This window comes from Bacillus sp. NPDC094077, assembly GCF_050279465.1.
Classification (GTDB): Bacteria; Bacillota; Bacilli; order Bacillales; family Bacillaceae_G; genus Bacillus_A.
In genome coordinates this window covers 1-17569 of record NZ_JBNNUF010000030.1, presented here as the reverse complement: position 1 = coordinate 17569, position 17569 = coordinate 1, and the positions used below count along the sequence as shown (strand labels likewise).

Genomic DNA, 17569 nt, shown 5'->3' with positions numbered 1-17569 from the left:
GGATCAAACTCTCCAATAAAGTTAGTTTGTCTAGCATCTAAAATAAAAATTGACGTTTCACGTTGTTTGTTTCGTTCAGTTTTCAAAGAACTACTCGGTCGCTCATTTGCGACTTCCTTATGTTAACATTTCTAATTTGTAATGTCAACTAAGTTTTTTATTTCGTTTGCCGCTTTCTGCTTTATTGTCATCGGCGACTTGTTCTATATTACACCTCTATATCCCAATCGTCAACATGTTTTTCTAAAAAATATAAAAAGGCTAATTTCTTTTAAAATAAGCCTTTTATCAAATACCATTCTATTCGTTTATTATCTTTCTATAATTGGTAACGAGACGATAAACTGAATAATACCATTCTCATATTCAGCTTGAATACTACCACCTTGTAATTCAACAATACTTTTCGCAATCGCCAATCCAAGGCCCGACCCTTCTGTTACTCTACTTCTAGATTGATCTTTCTTATAAAAGCGTTCAAACAAACTCGCTAACTCTTCTCTCGTAAACTCTTCACTATGATTCGCAATTACAATTTGTATATCCCGGCGCTGCCTTTGAAGAGAAACTTTTATTTCCCCATCATCTTTACTATACTTAATCGCGTTCATTAATAAATTATCAAATACACGGACCATCTTTTCCGAATCAATCGCTGCATAGGCACGTTCCTCAGGAAACTTCTTAACAAACGTAAGTCCATGCTCTTCCGCTTGCGGTACTATCTCTTCTATTAATTGTTCGAGCAACTCATTTACACATACTTCTTGTTTTTCTAACACAACTTGTTCATTCGTTAACTTCGTATACTCAAATAAATCTTCTATTAAATTCTTTAACTGTTCCGACTTCGCAAAAGCAATTCTCGTATACTCATCATGTTGTTCTTGATTTTCATATTTAGAATCTCTCAGTAATCGTAAGTAACCCATAATAGAAGTAAGTGGTGTACGTAAATCATGAGATACATTCGTAATAAGCTCGTTTTTCTGCTTTTCTAATTTACGCTCTTTTTCTATATTATTCATAAGCTCTTCCGCCATATTGTTAATGTTCTCAGTTAAAGCTGCGATCTCATCTTCACCCTTTTTCTCAATACGGTACGCTAAGTTTCCTTTTTCTATTTCCTTTACCCCTTCTGCCATCGCTTCAATTTGCTTCATCTTTCTCTTTGTTATATAGAAGAAAGAGAAAATGAATACGAGTACACCTATGAAAAACGGAAACGGTCCTTCTTGCGTATCATACATTACTACACCATCCGGAATTCCACTAACGAACATATATAGATTCTTATCTTCTATTGTAATAGGTGAAAAAGCTATAAATTCTTTTCTCGTATTTTCAAATATATCTTGACCATTTGAATAGTTGATCGCAAATGATGCTGCATTACGAATCGTATTATGCAAATCGATTTGCTCTTCTTGCGCCTGCTTTGTTTTATATAAAACTTTACCACTTTCATCAGTAACCAATATTTTTAAAGCTCTATTTCCTCGCTCTAAATTTTGATTCTCCATTTCGATCATATTGGATATAGCTTCTAATTTATTTTCATGAACCGAACTATTCGCTGCTCTTTGAGCTTGGTAATTAATTTGTTGCATACCAGACCGATAATCGACAGTAGCTTGACGATTCGCATTCTCAAAAAATGGCGCAGCTCCCTTTGCAAAAAAAACTCCTAATAACGCACAAGCAGCAAAAGTAGTAACCAATTGAATTCTTATACTCTTTCGTACGCTCTTTACTAATTTCTCAATTAATTGTCTTGTTTTCCTCACATAGGTAAATGGATTAAATATCTTTTTCAATCTTATACCCCACTCCCCATACTGTTTTTATATATCTAGGTTTCCTTGGATTCTCCTCAATCTTTTCACGTACTTTTCGAATATGAACCATTACAGTATTATCAGACTGGAAAGATCTTTCGTTCCAAACCTTTTCATAAATTTGTTCCGCGCTAAAGACCATAGCCGGGTTACGAGCTAGCAATTCTAAAATTGAAAATTCCCTCGGAGTCAGTTTCACTTCTTCTCCATCCACAATAACTTTATGGGTCGAAATGTTTATTTTCATCTCTCCAATTTCTAACTCGTCCTCATTTTGTATAGCGAAACCATTCATTTTCATATAACGACGTAACTGAGATTTAATTCTTGCGATTAACTCTAACGGATTAAACGGTTTCGTTACGTAATCATCCGCACCAGTTGTTAACCCTAAAATTTTATCCATATCTTGCGTTTTCGCAGAAAGCATAATGATTGGCATTTCTTTCGCTTCTCTTATTTTCATACACATATGAATACCATCTACTTTCGGCATCATAATATCTAATACGACTAGATGTACTTCGTTTTCTTCTAGTAGGCGTAATCCTTCTTCTCCGTCCCCTGCTTGCAATACTTTATATCCTTCATTCTTTAAATAGATTGTAATTAAATTCCGAATTTCTTTTTCATCATCTACGACAAGTATTGTTTCGTGTGCCACAATATCTCCCCCATCACTTTTTTATCTCTAACTTCTATTATAGGAAAACTTCTGAAGAAAAACGCTCGGAAATCCTTAAGATTTTCTGAAGACGCAAAAAAGGTCTAGACTCCCCTTAAGTCTAGACCTTTCAAAAAACCCCTTTTATCCCGCATTAACGGGCAGTAAGACTCCCACTTCAAAACTGCCCAAAGTAACGATGTTACATGGCAGATCAACTGCCCGTAAAAGCCCGATTGGTTCAACTAATAATCAGGGTGGGGTTTCCCCCACGCTGATTAAAGTTCCACTTTATTTACGAACGTAGATGAAATATAGTACGAATAAAACTCCCATAGCATACATAATCGGATGAACCTCTTTACGACGACCACTCACAACCATTGTAATTGGATAGAAGATAAATCCTATCGCAATTCCTGTTGCGATACTATACGTAAGTGGCATAGAGATGATTGTAAAGAATGCTGGTACTGCAATCTCGAATTTCTTCCAGTCGATTTCTCCTAAAGAAGAAACCATTAAGATCCCTACAATAATTAAAGCTGGTGCCGTTACAGCTGGTGTTACAACACTTAATAATGGCGAGAAGAATAGTGCCAGTAAGAAGAATCCTGCTGTTACAACTGCTGTAAATCCAGAACGTCCTCCTGCTGCTACCCCTGCAGACGATTCGATGTAAGACGTTGTTGTTGATGTACCTAGAATTGCACCAATTACAGTTGCAATTGCATCTGCAAATAACGCTTTTCCTGCACGTGGTAATTTATTGTTCTTCATTAATCCAGCTTGATTCGCAACCGCTACAAGCGTACCTGCTGTATCAAAGAAATCAATAAAGAAGAACGTTATAATAACAATCCCCATTTGAACAGTGAAAATATCTCCAAAGTGAGTTAGCGCCATACCGAACGTTGGTTCTAAGCTCGGTATTGCTCCCACTACAGCTTTCGGAGTATCAATTAATCCTGTTGCTACTCCTAAGATTGCTGTAAGAATCATACCGTAGAATACTGCACCATTAATTTTCTTAATCATGAAGATGATTGTAGTAACAACTCCGAAGATCGCTAATAACGTTGTGCCCTTAGTTAAATCCCCCAATCCAACAAGGACAGCATCATTTTTCACGATAATTCCGGCATTTTGGAATCCAAGGAAAGCAATGAATAACCCAATACCTGCCGCTACTGCAAACTTTAACTCTGCTGGAATTGCATTAATGATTTTTTCACGAATACCTGAAGCAGTAAGAATAATAAAGATAATACCTGACATTAACGTTCCAGCAATTGCTGTTTGCCACGGAATACCCATCGTTAAAACTGCTGTATAAGCAAAGAACGCGTTAATTCCCATACCTGGTGCTAAAGCAATTGGATACTTTGCGAAAATACCCATAATTAACGAACCGATCGCTGCCGCTAATGCTGTAGCAACGAATACTGCACCTGGATCCATTCCTGTACCTGCTGGTAACCCTTTAACATTTCCAAGTGACAGCGTAGCAGGATTGACAAATAGTACGTAAGCCATAGATAGAAATGTCGTTAACCCTGCTATGAACTCAGTCTTATAATTCGTACCGAGCTCATCAAATTGAAAATAGCGTTTCATCCTACGTTTCCCCCGTTATATGATTACTCGCCGTATTTCCCCTAGCCCTCTTTTATCTGTAAAAATAAAAAGGGCTTCCATTGCATATACATGGAAGCGTTCTATAAACAAAGACAAGTTTCCCCTCATCTTTATAAAAACGCCTCGTAGTCAAGCCATTTACGGTAGCTAGGTAGAAACTTTCGGGCCATATCCCCGATATTATACGACGGCATAATATTCACTTTTCATTTGAATTACATACTCATATTAACTCTTGAAAGTATTTTTGTCAATTTAAAAACGAACGATTTTACTTTTTTTTATATTTATGTTCGTATTAACACTAAAAATAAAAAGATCCATCTATGCATGAGCAATAGATGGATCTTTTTTACAATACTATTCCCACTCAATAGTTGCTGGTGGCTTACTCGTTACATCATATACGATACGGTTAACGTGTTTTACTTCATTTACGATACGTACAGAGATTTTCTCTAATACGTCCCAAGGGATACGTGCCCAGTCAGCTGTCATACCGTCGATAGATGTTACTGCACGGATACCTACTGTGTAATCGTAAGTGCGCTCGTCACCCATAACACCTACGCTACGCATACCAGGAAGCGCAGTGAAGTATTGCCAGATTTCGCGATCTAAGCCCGCTTTAATAATTTCTTCACGTAAAATCGCATCAGATTCACGAACGATTTCTAATTTCTCTTCTGTGATTTCACCTAATACACGAATACCAAGACCTGGACCTGGGAATGGTTGACGCCATACGATTTCATCAGGAATTCCTAATTCAGATCCTAATACACGTACTTCATCTTTAAATAACGTGTTTAAAGGCTCAATTAATTTGAACTGCATGTCCTCTGGAAGTCCACCAACGTTATGGTGAGATTTAATTGTTTGTGCAGTTGCTGTACCACTTTCAACGATGTCTGTGTAAAGTGTACCTTGTGCTAGGAAGTCCATACCTTGTAATTTAGAAGCTTCATCATCAAATACGTAAATGAATTCGTTACCGATAATTTTACGTTTTTGTTCTGGATCTTCTACACCTTTTAACTTGTTCATGAAGCGTTCTTGTGCATCCACTTTAATAACGTTCATATGGAAGCCTTCGCTAAATGTTTTCATAACGCCTTCTGCTTCACCTTTACGAAGTAAGCCGTGGTCAACGAAAATACATGTTAACTGATCGCCAATTGCTTTATGAATTAATACTGCTACAACAGAAGAATCTACACCGCCACTAAGTGCGCATAGTACTTTTTTGTCTCCAACAGTTTCACGGATCTTCTCTAATTCTACTTCGATAAAGTTCTCCATGTTCCATCCTTCAGAACAACCACATACGCCAAATACGAAGTTTTTAATTAAATCGTTACCATGCTCAGAGTGACGTACTTCTGGGTGGAATTGTACACCGTATAAGTTTTTCGCTTCATTGCTCATACCAGCAATTGGGCAAGACTCACTTGTTGCGTCTACTACGAATCCTTCAGGTAAACCAGTTACTAAGTCACCATGACTCATCCATACAACTTGCTCTTCTGGAAGGTTCGCATATAATTTTGATTCGTTCTCTACTTTAAGAACAGCTTTTCCGTACTCACGGTGGTTTGCACGTTCTACTTTACCACCGAAGTGTTGTGTCATAAGCTGCATACCGTAACAAATACCAAAGATCGGTAAGCCTAATTCAAAGATTTTTTCATCACAGTGGAATGCATTTTCACCGTATACACTATTTGGCCCACCAGAGAAAATAATACCTTTTGGATTCATTGCTTTAATTTCTTCTGCAGTAATTGTATGCGGATGAAGTTCACTGTATACACCGAACTCACGAATTCGACGTGCTATTAACTGATTGTATTGACTTCCAAAATCTAAAACGATAATTGTATCGTGTTGCTTCTTCAAAATAATCACCCCAACGTTAGTTCTCGTATATAAATATTTTCACCAATTTGGCGAAAAGCATTACCAATATAATAAAAAAAGCCAGTCCTCCGCCTCTAGTCTCATAACAAAGAAAAGGCAGGGGTCTGACTTTATAAAGAAAGATAGTCTCCGCTCTTTATAAATATAAGACACACTGCCTTCATAGTCAGGTTGTTTACGGTAACCCGGTAGAGACTCTCAAACCATATCATTGAGGATATATGAAGGATCGTTTTATATTATCTTCCTAGATTCTAACAATGAAGTATCAATATGGTCAAGAGAGAAAGCGACAAAATTCTACAGAAATTAATTTCTTTCTCACTAAAACATAAAAACTTTTCTATATGGCAGCAAATGTTTTTCATGTTTTAGCCCGTTATTCAAGTTTCCCCTGTTGTTTTCTAAATATTAATTGTGTAACACCATTTTTCATTACAAATACTCCGTATCCCACAAATAAAAAAATGACAGGCAAAATGTCAAAACGATACCTAGTTTGAACTTCAACAAACAAATGAATAGCCGCATATCCACCAAATAAAATATACAAGAGAGGATATATTGGGCCGTTTCTTCTATATAATACAATAGTACCAATCGCAAATATACAACATGCAATATACATAAGCCTTTCATATTTTGTCAGCATTTGTTGTAAATGTGGTTTATTCAGTTCCCCCCACTCTAAAGCCCAACCAGGTGCATCATCAGGATTACTCCACAATTTTTCAACTTTCAATGCTAGTAATTGACGAACCTTCTCTTTGTTCTTCAATCTATCCTTAATCAAAGCAATGGAAGCATCATTTCTTTCCTTGCCAAGTTTAAATTGACTAAGGTAAACTACATCTGGCTGGTTCCATCCACCAATCGAATCATAATTGAACCCTACAACAAACTTCCAATACGGCATTTGGTTCGACAATGGTTTTTTCGCTAACCCCGTGTTCATTAAGAAAATACTTACAATTTGCATCACTAGAAAATATATAATCACTATTCCCACTATTTTTTTTACGTAGTTAAAAGTTTCTTTTTTTCTAAATGGAAGTATCTTATAAATTAACGCATAAACAAAAACCGCCAATAAAAAGAAACTTCCTAACGGTCTCATAATATTTCCAACACTTAACAGTAACCCTGTTAAAACCCAACCGTATTTAGTTGAAAAACCTTTTGTAATCAAAACATACAGTCCTGCAAAAAAGAAGAAAGTAGAAATATATTGGTTTGTTAATACAGAACTATAGATAATATTAGGTATGTAAAACGCATAAAATATTGCCGCAGTTCTCGCACTGTATTCATTAAACATCGTTTTACCCATAAAATAAATAATTACAGCAGTGCCTACACTCCAAAAAATATTAAATAACTTCAATATAAATAGATGATTACCAAAAACTTTTATTAATATAGCCTCATAATATGTGAACCCCAATTGATAGGTCCAACTCATATAGTATTCATCTGAAATAAATGCAAAATTACCATTTACAGCTTGTTGAGCACTTTCATACATTACAGAAAAATCCGAGATAGGTACCGTTTTTTCAAAAATAATCCATAACAGCCTAATTGCAAAAGCCGCAACTATGAGAGTAATCAAAAATTGATTAACTGTTAAAAAACGATTTACTAAAAATGATATTATTCCGAGCACAAAAACAGTTGCTAATATCTCCAGAATTAACACAGAGACCGAGGAATAGGTAGCCCTTTCTATTTGAAATGAATTATAAAATGTAATGACAAACATCAACAAACCACATACTACTAATATTTTCGAAAAAATGTTTTTACCAAAATTCCCTTTAATCTGCATAATATACCTCACTAATTAGGCTATCACTATCTTCTTTCATTATCCCAACTAAAAAACAAGAAAAATCCCTTTTGACTGTATCATAAATGTTTAAAAAATTATATATTCAATTGGAATTATATTGTAAATACCAACAATAAGAGAGTCTTGAATATTTGCCTCCTTTGTCTTCCTAAACTTGCGACCTTCCAAAAACTCTTGATACACACACTTTAACAATACAAAAAGACTACCTCCTCTCATCAAGGAAGTAGCCTTCTTCTAATTAACTATTTATACATTGCACAGCTTCACAGAGTGATGCTTATTACATCATTCCGCCCATACCGCCCATGCCCATGCCGCCCATGTCAGGCATTGCTGGTGCATTTGGCTCTGGTTTGTCAGCTACTACAGCTTCAGTTGTTAAGAACATAGCTGCAACAGATGCTGCGTTTTGAAGTGCAGAACGAGTTACTTTAGCTGGATCTACGATACCAGTTTCAAGCATGTTAACCCACTCACCAGTAGCTGCGTTGAAACCAACGCCTACTTTTTCGCCTTTTAGACGCTCTACAACTACAGATCCTTCTAGACCAGCGTTGATTGCGATTTGACGAACTGGCTCTTCTAGTGCACGAAGTACGATGTTGATACCTGTTGCTTCGTCGCCTTCAGCTACGATAGAAGCTACTTTCGTGTATACGTTCATAAGTGAAGTACCACCACCTGCAACGATACCTTCTTCTACTGCTGCACGAGTTGAGTTAAGTGCATCTTCAATGCGAAGTTTGCGCTCTTTTAACTCAGTTTCAGTTGCTGCACCTACTTTAATTACCGCTACGCCACCTGCAAGTTTTGCAAGACGCTCTTGTAATTTTTCACGATCGAATTCAGAAGTTGTTTCTTCTAATTGCGCACGGATTTGACCGATGCGAGCTTCGATTTGTTTTGTATTTCCAATACCTTCAACTACAGTTGTGTTTTCTTTCGTTACGACAACTTTACCAGCGCGTCCTAAAGATTCAACTGTAGCAGATTTTAAGTCACGTCCTAATTCTTCGGTGATTACCTCGCCACCAGTTAAGATTGCGATATCTTCTAGCATCGCTTTACGACGGTCACCAAATCCAGGAGCTTTAACAGCTACTACATTGAATGTACCACGAAGTTTGTTCACTACTAATGTAGCTAACGCTTCGCCTTCTACATCTTCAGCAATGATAAGAAGTGGTTTACCTTGTTGTACCACTTGCTCTAATACTGGTAAGATTTCTTGGATGTTAGAAATCTTTTTGTCAGTAATTAAGATGTATGGGTTATCAAGAACTGCTTCCATTTTGTCAGAATCAGTAATCATGTAAGGAGATGCATATCCACGATCAAATTGCATACCTTCTACTACATCTAATTCTGTTGTGAATCCTTTAGATTCTTCTAAAGTAATAACGCCGTCGTTGCCAACGCGCTCCATTGCTTCAGCGATTAATTGACCTACTTCTTCGTCAGCAGCAGAAATAGCAGCTACTTGTGCGATTGAAGATTTACCTTCGATTGGTTTAGAAATCGTTTTTAGTTCTTCAATTGCAGCAGTAACAGCTTTTTCGATACCTTTACGAAGACCCATTGGGTTAGCACCAGCTGTTACGTTTTTAAGACCTTCACGAATCATAGCTTGTGCTAATACAGTTGCAGTTGTTGTTCCGTCACCAGCTACATCGTTTGTTTTGCTAGCAACTTCTGCTACTAATTTCGCACCCATGTTTTCGAATGCATCTTCTAATTCGATTTCTTTTGCAATCGTTACACCATCATTTGTAATAAGTGGTGAACCGAATTTTTTCTCAAGTACAACGTTACGACCTTTTGGTCCAAGCGTTACTTTTACTGCATTTGCAAGAGTGTCGACACCGCGAAGCATCGAACGACGTGCTTCTTCACTAAATTTAATATCTTTTGCCATAATAATTGACCCCCTTGGATTTTTTAAGATTTATATAATTAACCGATAACTGCTAAAATGTCACTTTCACGTAAAATCAAGTAGTCTGCACCTTCGTATTTCACTTCAGTACCTGCATATTTTGAGAAGATGATAAGATCACCTGCTGCTACCTCTAAAGCAACACGCTCACCATTTTCAAGCACTCGACCAGTACCTACTGCAACAACTTTACCCTCTTGTGGTTTTTCTTTTGCAGTGTCTGGTAATACAATACCACTTGCTGTTTTTTCTTCTGCTTGAACAAGCTCAATTACAACGCGATCACCTAATGGCTTTAGCATGAACAATAACCTCCTCATTTTGTTATGTAAATTTTATTTATTAGCACTCAAGTCATCCGAGTGCTAACACACTTATAATAATAAATAATCTCAATTTCTTTTGCAAGTAAAAAAATCATAATTTTTTCGCAAATCACTATATAAACTTTTCTATATAGAATACTACCCGTACTATATGAATCGTTGTTTCCACTACTCGTATGTTACAATATGAAAGACACCCTAAGTTGTTTTCGCTAAACGCACAACTTTTTCCTGTCTACTACTTTAATTTCAAATACGGATTTACAAAAAAATCATAATTCGAATGAAAGTTTATATCATAGGTAGCATATTTACATGTTATCCTACCTTATCTCATACACTAGAGTTAGAAAGGATGGTTAAACCATTTGAAGAAACAATATTGGTGGATTATCGTTACATACATTTTAATGCAGTTATCTGGAATTGTCGGATTACCACTTCTCCTAAAAACAGGACTCTATGATAATAGAGGATTGACCCTTGAGGAAAAAGGACAAATCATAACTGGACATTGGGCTATCATTAGCTTCTTTATTGCATTATGCGTCGTACTTTGGTTACTTAGAACAGATATTCGTGAAAGGCATTTAGATACAATGCGCTCTACTGTTCCAGCTACAATTGGATGGATTTTCATCGGGTTCTTCTTAGCATTTTTCTCACAAAGTATTGCTGGTATGATTGAGATGTATTTACTAGGTATTAAACCTGGATCTGAAAATACAGCAAGGCTTATGGACATCGCAAGAACAACACCTTGGTTCCTTATTGTTGTATCTATTATAGGGCCAATTTTAGAAGAAATCGTATTTAGAAAAATTTTATTTGGTACACTTTATAAGAAGTTTAACTTCTTTATTGCTGCTATCATTAGTTCCCTTGTATTTGCGGCGATTCATTTTGATTTTACTCACTTATTGGTATACACTGCTATGGGGCTCGTATTCGCCTTTTTATATGTAAAAACGAAACGTATTATCGTTCCAATTGCAGCTCATGTTGCGATGAATACATTCGTTGCAGTCGCTCAAATTGCAGTAAGCAATGAGCAAATTCAAGAAATGATTAAAGAAGCTGAAAAAATGCAAGGCTTTATCGGAGGATTTTTTGTATGAGAAACTCACCATTGTTCATGGCTGCATTGTACTTCCTTCTTGGATGTATCTTTACACGCTTCGCCATTACGAACGTGACAGATACAATCTGGAATGTGTGGACAATACTATTTGCAGTTATGGCAACAATTGATTTTAATTTGGCACTTCGCCTTATATTAGTTAAATTCACAAAGAAAAAACAATAATAAAACGCAGAGGTCGCTTCCTCTGCGTTTTATTGTGGATAATTTTTCAAAAAGTAAACAAGCGTTTGTAACTCTACAGCCAAATCAATATGATGGATTCTAATATTCTCTGATACATTTAATCGTGCTGGTGTGAAGTTTAAAATACCGTGCACATTTGTTTCTGCCAACCTATCAGCTACAGCTTGTGCTACTGTAGCGGGTACTGTTAATATTGCCACTTGTATATCATTTGATAATCTTTCTTCTAATTCATCTAAATGATATACAGGAATACCTCCGATTTCTGTTCCAACTTTCTCTTCATTAACATCAAACGCCATTTCAATTTTTGTATTATTGTTTTTCGTGAAATTATAATGTAAGAAAGCGGTCCCTAAATTACCTACTCCAATAAGTGCTACACGTGTTATATCATCTTGATCAAGTGTTTCACGGAAAAATGATAATAAATAATTTACGTTATATCCATATCCCTTTTTCCCTAACGCTCCAAAATACGAAAAATCTCTTCGTATTGTTGCGGAATCTACTTTTACCGCTTCACTCAATTCGGCTGATGAAACACGTTGCTTACCAGAAAGAGATAAGTTTTGGATAAATCGATAGTATAGAGGCAATCGTTTAGCAGTGGCTTGTGGAATCTTTTGCTGATCCATATAACCTCTCCTCTCTTTCTATCTTTATTCATATGCTTTAATCAAATACAGAAGTTTAGCACTCATTAAATTCCTTGTATAATAAAGAGAAGAAGTATTCTCTCTGTATTTTAAACTATACACTATTTTTAGTATGATTGAGAAATATAAACATGGCAAAGTTAAGAAATTATTTGAGGTGAAAACATTGATTTTATTACAAGTGAATGGACTTTCGAAATTATACGGTGCAGAAACAATTCTTGCAAACATAAAATTGGAAGTTCAAACGAAAGATCGTATCGCATTAGTTGGACGAAATGGAGCTGGAAAATCTACATTATTAAAAATTATCGCTGGTGAGCTATCTCATGATGGTGGTGAAATTATAAAGCCGAAAGATGTCTCAATAGGGTATTTAGCTCAAAATACTGGGCTAGAAACAACTTTAACAATTTGGGATGAAATGTTAACAGTCTTTACACACCTACAGCAAATGGAGACAAAACTTCGAAGGCTAGAGCAAGAGATGGGAAAGGAAGAAAACTTTTCAAATGCAGCTACATACGAAAAGTTATTAGCTGATTATGATCAATTACAATTAGACTATAAAGATCAAGGTGGTTATCAGTACGAAGCAGATATCCGCTCGATCTTAAGCGGTCTTGGCTTCCCTGTGGAGACGCACCAAACGACAATCTCTACTTTAAGCGGTGGACAAAAAACACGATTAGCTCTTGGTAAATTATTATTAACGAAACCAGACTTACTTATTTTGGACGAGCCTACAAACCATTTAGACATCGAAACACTCACATGGCTTGAGCAATACTTACAAGGTTATCCTGGTGCAATTTTAATCGTTTCCCATGACCGTTATTTCTTAGACAAACTCGTTACACAAGTATACGAAATTTCGAATAAAGAAAGCAGACGATTTGTTGGTAACTACAGTAAATACTTAGACTTAAAATCAGCACTATACGAGCAAGAAATGAAGCGTTACGAAAAACAACAAGATGAAATCGCTAAACTTGAGGAATTCGTTCAAAAGAATATAGCTCGTGCATCTACAACCAAACGTGCTCAAAGTCGCCGTAAACAATTAGACAGAATGGAATTATTAACGAGACCATTAGGTGATTCTAAGTCAGCATCCTTCCACTTCGATATCGAAAAACAAAGTGGAAATGATGTTTTACAAGTAAAAGATGCAACGATTGGCTATGATGCGGAACCTATTATTGAGCATGTAAATATGCGCTTAACTCGCGGAGATAGTGTTGCCTTAGTTGGACCTAACGGAATTGGAAAATCCACACTATTAAAATCCATTGTGAATAAGTTACAGCTATTACACGGAGATGTTGCTTTCGGATCAAATGTATCTGTTGGTTATTATGATCAAGAACAAGCCAACTTAACATCTTCTAAGCGAGTTTTAAATGAACTATGGGACGAATACCCATTGCAACCTGAAAAAGAAATCCGCACTATACTCGGTAACTTTTTATTCACAGGGGATGATGTACTAAAACCAGTATCTTCTCTTAGTGGTGGACAAAAAGCTCGATTAGCTCTCGCAAAACTTATGATGCAAAAATCAAATTTATTAATTCTCGATGAGCCTACGAACCATCTTGATTTAAATAGTAAAGAAATTTTGGAGAATGCTTTAATTGATTATCCAGGGACTCTTCTATTCGTCTCACATGACCGCTACTTTATTAATCGCGTAACAACGACTGTTGTTGAGTTATCAGCAGAAGGTGCACAGGAATATTTAGGGGATTACGATTACTACGTTGAAAAGAAAAACGAGATGATTGAGCGTGCAGAGCTAGAGCAAGAAGATGAAGCCCCTGCTCAAAAAGTAATTGCACAAGAGAAATTAAATTACCTAGAAGAAAAAGAGCGCAAAAAGTTAGAGCGTCAACGCACTCGAAAAATTGAAGAATTAGAACAAAATATCGTAGAATTAGAAGAGGAAATTGCTACGTTAGAAGATCAGCTTTGCTTACCAGAAATATATGCAGATTATGAAAAGGCTAGTGAAATTACAACTAAAAAGCAAACACTACAAGAACAACTTGAAGCTTGTATGGCAGAGTGGGAAGAACTGCATTTATAAGAGAATTTAAACAAGGAGGATGTCTCATAAGTCGAGATTTTTGACTAGATGACATCCTTTTTATTTTCTATTTTAGAATCCGTTCCATAGTGCATGAAATTATATCGACGATTCGACAAAAAACATCGATTTACTGACAAAGATTGATAATAGTAACAATCTATATAATAAGAGAAGGATGCTTTAAAAGGTTTTTTGGGATATCTTCTTGTTTTTTATTTCCCAAAAAAGAATAACGTTAAAGGTCAGACTTCATCTGTATTATCCACAAGTTTATACACATATCCACCTTTATAATATAAACCTCAAAATAACTTTTCCACATTATCCACACTTTTTTAAAAAGTTATTAACATTTCATATACACAATAAAACCCATATTATCAACAGATAATATGGGTTTTATCCACAAGCTGTGGTTAATTTTGTGTATAACTACGCTTCAATATCTAATCCTGGATTTGCATTTAAAGCTAATGTCGCACGTTTTCCTTGTTCGTATGCAATTGTACCTGCAGCTGCAATCATTGCTGCATTGTCTGTGCATAACGATAATGGCGGGATAATTAACTCTATATTTTCTTTTGGTGCAAACTCTTCTTCTAAACGTGCACGCAGCCCTTTATTAGCAGCTACTCCACCTGCAAGAAGCACTTGTTTAACATTATAAGCTTCGGCAGCACGAGAAGCTTTCGTTACAAGTACATCAATTACACTCGCTTGGAAACTTGCTGCTAAATCTTCCGGTGCTATTTCTATACCGCGCTGTTTTGCATTATGCACAGTGTTGATAACTGCTGATTTTAATCCACTAAAGCTGAAATCATATGAATCCGGTTCTAGCCACGCACGAGGTAAATCAATTGTCGGCTCCCCTTCATGCGCAAGACGATCAATATGAGGACCACCTGGATAAGGCATTGATAATGTACGGGCTACTTTATCATAAGCCTCACCTGCAGCATCATCACGTGTTTCACCAATTACTTCAAATGAACCATGTTCTTTCATATAAACAAGCTCTGTATGTCCACCAGATACAACTAGTGATAATAGCGGGAACTGCATCTCTTTTACTAAACGGTTTGCATAAATGTGACCAGCAATATGATGAACACCAATTAAAGGAATATCATGAGCAAATGCCACAGCTTTTGCCGCATTTACCCCGATTAAAAGTGCTCCAACTAAGCCAGGGCCTTCTGTTACAGCAATTGCATCAATATCATCAAAAGTGATGTTCGCTTCTTTTAAAGCTTCTTCTAACACAACTGTAATTTGTTCTACATGATGACGGGATGCAATCTCTGGTACTACGCCGCCAAAACGTTTATGACTTTCAATTTGTGATGCAACGACATTCGCAATGATTTCTGTTCCATTTTTAACAACTGCTACCGCTGTTTCATCACAGCTTGTTTCAATACCAAGTATAATCGTATTTTTTTCCATTATATATTCACCCACATTACAAGACCATCTTCCTGATTGTCTGCATAGTATCGTTTACGAATCCCACCATTTTGAAATCCGTATTTTCTGTATAACTGCTTTGCTACTTCATTTGATACACGTACTTCAAGCGTCATCGTTTTTACCCCTAGTTCTTTCGCTTGGGAAATAACTGCTTTCAATAGGGCATCTCCTAGCTTTTGACCTCGGTATTCTGGCAAAATAGCTATATTTGTTATATGTGATTCATCAATAATTATCCACAATCCACAATACCCGATTACACGATCATCTTTTTCTAGCACGATATAATGTGCATGTTCATTCATCGTTAATTCACGGTGAAAGGCATCTGCAGTCCAAGGAGTTGAAAAAGATGCTTCTTCAATAGCTACAATTTGAGCGATATCATCGAGTTCCATCTTTCTAAATATCATATCCATCTTCTGTAGACTCCTACTTGTTTTGACTTTCTAACCACTTTGTTTCAGCTTCAGCTAAACGAAGATAACTAGGAACAAACGTATGTACATCTTGTTCCTCTTTTTGTAATCCTAAAAATGCTAGCTCACTTGGTCTTGGGTTATTTTTAGTGAATGGAGCAAATACAGCTTGATCACCTAAATGTTCTATAATTGTTTCTTTATGCAATTTAACATCGTTACCGATAAATAAAACAGGTTGTCCTTTGTCTTTTAACATTTGCAACCAGTCTACAATAAGAATAATTCGGTCTTCTTCTATTGAAGTTATCTGCTCTCCTTCATATGTATATAACCCAGTATAAATTTGTCCACGTCTTCCATCAAATAAAGGACAAATTAGTCCACTAAAATTAGCACCGTTTGCAGCTACTACTTCTAAACTTGATACACCTACAATTGGTATTTGAAGTGACCAAGCTAATGTTTTTGCCGCTGTCACACCTATGCGAACGCCTGTATAGGATCCAGGTCCAGCAGCCACAACAATTTTAGTTAATTCTTTCGGTTTTACACCACATTCTTTTAACAGTTGCTCTACAGCTGGCATAAGACGTACAGAATGGTTTTTTGTTAAATTTGTAATGATTTCCCCAATCACGTTTCCTTCTTCAATAAGGGATACACCCATTACGTAATTTGAAGTATCAATTGCTAGTACTTTCATCTTGTAATAGCTCCTCACATAATCTAATATAGCGGTCTCCAACTGGCTCGAGTACAATTTTCCTTGTGTCATCTCCAGCATGGAATAAACTAATTTGTAACTTTTCATTCGGTAAATATGCTTCTATTAAATGAGCCCATTCTACTACCGTAATTCCTTCACCATAGAAGTACTCATCAAAACCTAAGTCTTCTTCACTTTCCGCTAAACGATACACGTCCATATGATATAACGGTAATCTTCCTTTATATTCTTTAATAATGTTAAAGGTAGGACTATTTACAACTCTTTTTACTCCAAGACCTTTTGCTAGTCCTTTTGTAAAAGTCGTCTTACCAGCTCCAAGATCTCCTTCTAAAATAATTACATCTTGCGCCTTTACAAGTTCACCTAGTTTTTCTGATAATCTTTGTGTTTCCTCAGAAGATTTTGTTGTTACTTCATACTTACTCACAGACTTCACCTACTTTACTCACAATGTTCTCTGCTCTTTATTATACAGGTTTTGAATATATAAAAAAGTCCTTAGGAGTTGTCCTAAGGATAGTTTGACTGTCTTTATTAGTTTTGTTAAAACAAATAAAAAAATACGAAACAACTTGTTTCGTTCTTTTCTTTATATAAAATGGCGGTCCCGACCGGGGTCGAACCGGCGATCTCCTGCGTGACAGGCAGGCATGTTAACCACTACACCACGGGACCATTTGGTTGCGGGG

The 17569-nt window shown here is 36.3% G+C and carries 15 protein-coding genes, 1 tRNA gene and 2 riboswitches; of the genes, 3 read left to right on the top strand and 13 right to left on the bottom strand.

The features are described 5' to 3' along the window. Positions 1-311: 311 nt before the first annotated feature. The 7 genes from ampS to groES all read right to left on the bottom strand — a co-directional run bounded on the left by ampS (position 312) and on the right by groES (position 10153). Positions 312-1817 carry an aminopeptidase AmpS gene (gene ampS, locus ACQKNR_RS28195; RefSeq protein ID WP_427322497.1) on the bottom strand — a complete coding sequence of 502 codons (1506 nt, stop codon included), beginning with the start codon at positions 1815-1817 and terminating at the stop codon, positions 312-314. After that, complete coding sequence (locus tag ACQKNR_RS28190) at positions 1801-2502, bottom strand: response regulator transcription factor (RefSeq protein WP_427322495.1); 702 nt, start codon at positions 2500-2502, stop codon at positions 1801-1803. The genes ampS and ACQKNR_RS28190 overlap by 17 nt, the downstream gene beginning before the upstream one ends. 291 nt (positions 2503-2793) lie before the next feature. Continuing rightward, positions 2794-4119 carry an NCS2 family permease gene (locus ACQKNR_RS28185; RefSeq protein ID WP_427322493.1) on the bottom strand — a complete coding sequence of 442 codons (1326 nt, stop codon included), beginning with the start codon at positions 4117-4119 and terminating at the stop codon, positions 2794-2796. Positions 4120-4246: 127 nt separating this feature from the next. Continuing rightward, positions 4247-4348, bottom strand: a riboswitch (purine riboswitch). 152 nt (positions 4349-4500) lie between these two features. Continuing rightward, on the bottom strand, positions 4501-6039 hold the full coding sequence (gene guaA, locus ACQKNR_RS28180) for a glutamine-hydrolyzing GMP synthase (RefSeq protein ID WP_427322491.1): 1539 nt from the start codon (positions 6037-6039) through the stop codon (positions 4501-4503). Between the two features lie 164 nt (positions 6040-6203). Next, positions 6204-6305: riboswitch (purine riboswitch) on the bottom strand. 134 nt (positions 6306-6439) lie between these two features. Beyond that, the gene (locus ACQKNR_RS28175; protein WP_427322489.1) at positions 6440-7888 is read right to left on the bottom strand and encodes a glycosyltransferase family 39 protein; all 1449 of its coding nucleotides are present in this window, start codon (positions 7886-7888) and stop codon (positions 6440-6442) included. Between the two features lie 307 nt (positions 7889-8195). Beyond that, positions 8196-9830 carry a chaperonin GroEL gene (groL, locus tag ACQKNR_RS28170; RefSeq protein WP_427322487.1) on the bottom strand — a complete coding sequence of 545 codons (1635 nt, stop codon included), beginning with the start codon at positions 9828-9830 and terminating at the stop codon, positions 8196-8198. Positions 9831-9868: 38 nt separating this feature from the next. Further along, positions 9869-10153, bottom strand: coding sequence for a co-chaperone GroES (gene groES, locus ACQKNR_RS28165; protein WP_427322485.1), 285 nt, complete (start codon positions 10151-10153; stop codon positions 9869-9871). A 392-nt stretch (positions 10154-10545) separates the two neighbouring features. Here groES and ACQKNR_RS28160 point away from each other — a divergent pair, with 392 nt between their 5' ends. Beyond that, positions 10546-11295, top strand: a complete 750-nt coding sequence (locus ACQKNR_RS28160) for a CPBP family intramembrane glutamic endopeptidase (protein WP_427322483.1) — start codon at positions 10546-10548, stop codon at positions 11293-11295. After that, positions 11292-11483, top strand: a complete 192-nt coding sequence (locus ACQKNR_RS28155; protein WP_001246204.1) for a YdiK family protein — start codon at positions 11292-11294, stop codon at positions 11481-11483. Before ACQKNR_RS28160 ends, ACQKNR_RS28155 begins: the two co-directional genes overlap by 4 nt. Positions 11484-11512: 29 nt before the next feature. On the opposite strand, the gene ACQKNR_RS28150 is transcribed toward ACQKNR_RS28155, so the two are convergent. Beyond that, positions 11513-12142 carry a redox-sensing transcriptional repressor Rex gene (locus ACQKNR_RS28150; protein WP_427322481.1) on the bottom strand — a complete coding sequence of 210 codons (630 nt, stop codon included), beginning with the start codon at positions 12140-12142 and terminating at the stop codon, positions 11513-11515. Between the two features lie 187 nt (positions 12143-12329). Between ACQKNR_RS28150 and ACQKNR_RS28145 the strand changes: the two genes are divergently transcribed. Continuing rightward, entirely contained in the window at positions 12330-14252 is a 1923-nt protein-coding gene (locus ACQKNR_RS28145; RefSeq protein ID WP_427322479.1) for an ABC-F family ATP-binding cassette domain-containing protein, read from the top strand. Positions 14253-14687: 435 nt separating this feature from the next. On the opposite strand, the gene tsaD is transcribed toward ACQKNR_RS28145, so the two are convergent. From tsaD to ACQKNR_RS28120, 5 genes are all read right to left on the bottom strand, one after another. Then, entirely contained in the window at positions 14688-15704 is a 1017-nt protein-coding gene (gene tsaD / locus ACQKNR_RS28140; protein WP_427322477.1) for a tRNA (adenosine(37)-N6)-threonylcarbamoyltransferase complex transferase subunit TsaD, read from the bottom strand. Beyond that, a complete protein-coding gene (rimI, locus tag ACQKNR_RS28135; protein ID WP_427322475.1) occupies positions 15704-16147 on the bottom strand; it encodes a ribosomal protein S18-alanine N-acetyltransferase in 444 nt (147 codons plus the stop codon). The genes tsaD and rimI overlap by 1 nt, the downstream gene beginning before the upstream one ends. Positions 16148-16160: 13 nt before the next feature. Continuing rightward, positions 16161-16853: a tRNA (adenosine(37)-N6)-threonylcarbamoyltransferase complex dimerization subunit type 1 TsaB gene (gene tsaB, locus ACQKNR_RS28130; RefSeq protein WP_427322473.1), complete on the bottom strand. Its 693-nt coding sequence runs from the start codon at positions 16851-16853 to the stop codon at positions 16161-16163. Further along, complete coding sequence (tsaE, locus tag ACQKNR_RS28125) at positions 16834-17307, bottom strand: tRNA (adenosine(37)-N6)-threonylcarbamoyltransferase complex ATPase subunit type 1 TsaE (RefSeq protein ID WP_427322472.1); 474 nt, start codon at positions 17305-17307, stop codon at positions 16834-16836. Before tsaE ends, tsaB begins: the two co-directional genes overlap by 20 nt. Before the next feature lie 172 nt (positions 17308-17479). Continuing rightward, a tRNA-Asp gene (locus ACQKNR_RS28120) sits at positions 17480-17555 on the bottom strand. Positions 17556-17569 lie beyond the last annotated feature (14 nt).

Excerpts from the sequence above, each read along its gene's own strand:
- ACQKNR_RS28185 (WP_427322493.1), bottom strand. The coding sequence starts at position 4,119 with ATGAAACGCTATTTTCAATTTGATGAGCTCGGTACGAATTATAAGACT.
- ACQKNR_RS28175 (WP_427322489.1), bottom strand. The coding sequence starts at position 7,888 with ATGCAGATTAAAGGGAATTTTGGTAAAAACATTTTTTCGAAAATATTA.
- groL (WP_427322487.1), bottom strand. The coding sequence starts at position 9,830 with ATGGCAAAAGATATTAAATTTAGTGAAGAAGCACGTCGTTCGATGCTT.
- groES (WP_427322485.1), bottom strand. The coding sequence starts at position 10,153 with ATGCTAAAGCCATTAGGTGATCGCGTTGTAATTGAGCTTGTTCAAGCA.
- ACQKNR_RS28155 (WP_001246204.1), top strand. The coding sequence starts at position 11,292 with ATGAGAAACTCACCATTGTTCATGGCTGCATTGTACTTCCTTCTTGGA.
- ACQKNR_RS28150 (WP_427322481.1), bottom strand. The coding sequence starts at position 12,142 with ATGGATCAGCAAAAGATTCCACAAGCCACTGCTAAACGATTGCCTCTA.
- tsaD (WP_427322477.1), bottom strand. The coding sequence starts at position 15,704 with ATGGAAAAAAATACGATTATACTTGGTATTGAAACAAGCTGTGATGAA.
- rimI (WP_427322475.1), bottom strand. The coding sequence starts at position 16,147 with ATGGATATGATATTTAGAAAGATGGAACTCGATGATATCGCTCAAATT.
- tsaB (WP_427322473.1), bottom strand. The coding sequence starts at position 16,853 with ATGAAAGTACTAGCAATTGATACTTCAAATTACGTAATGGGTGTATCC.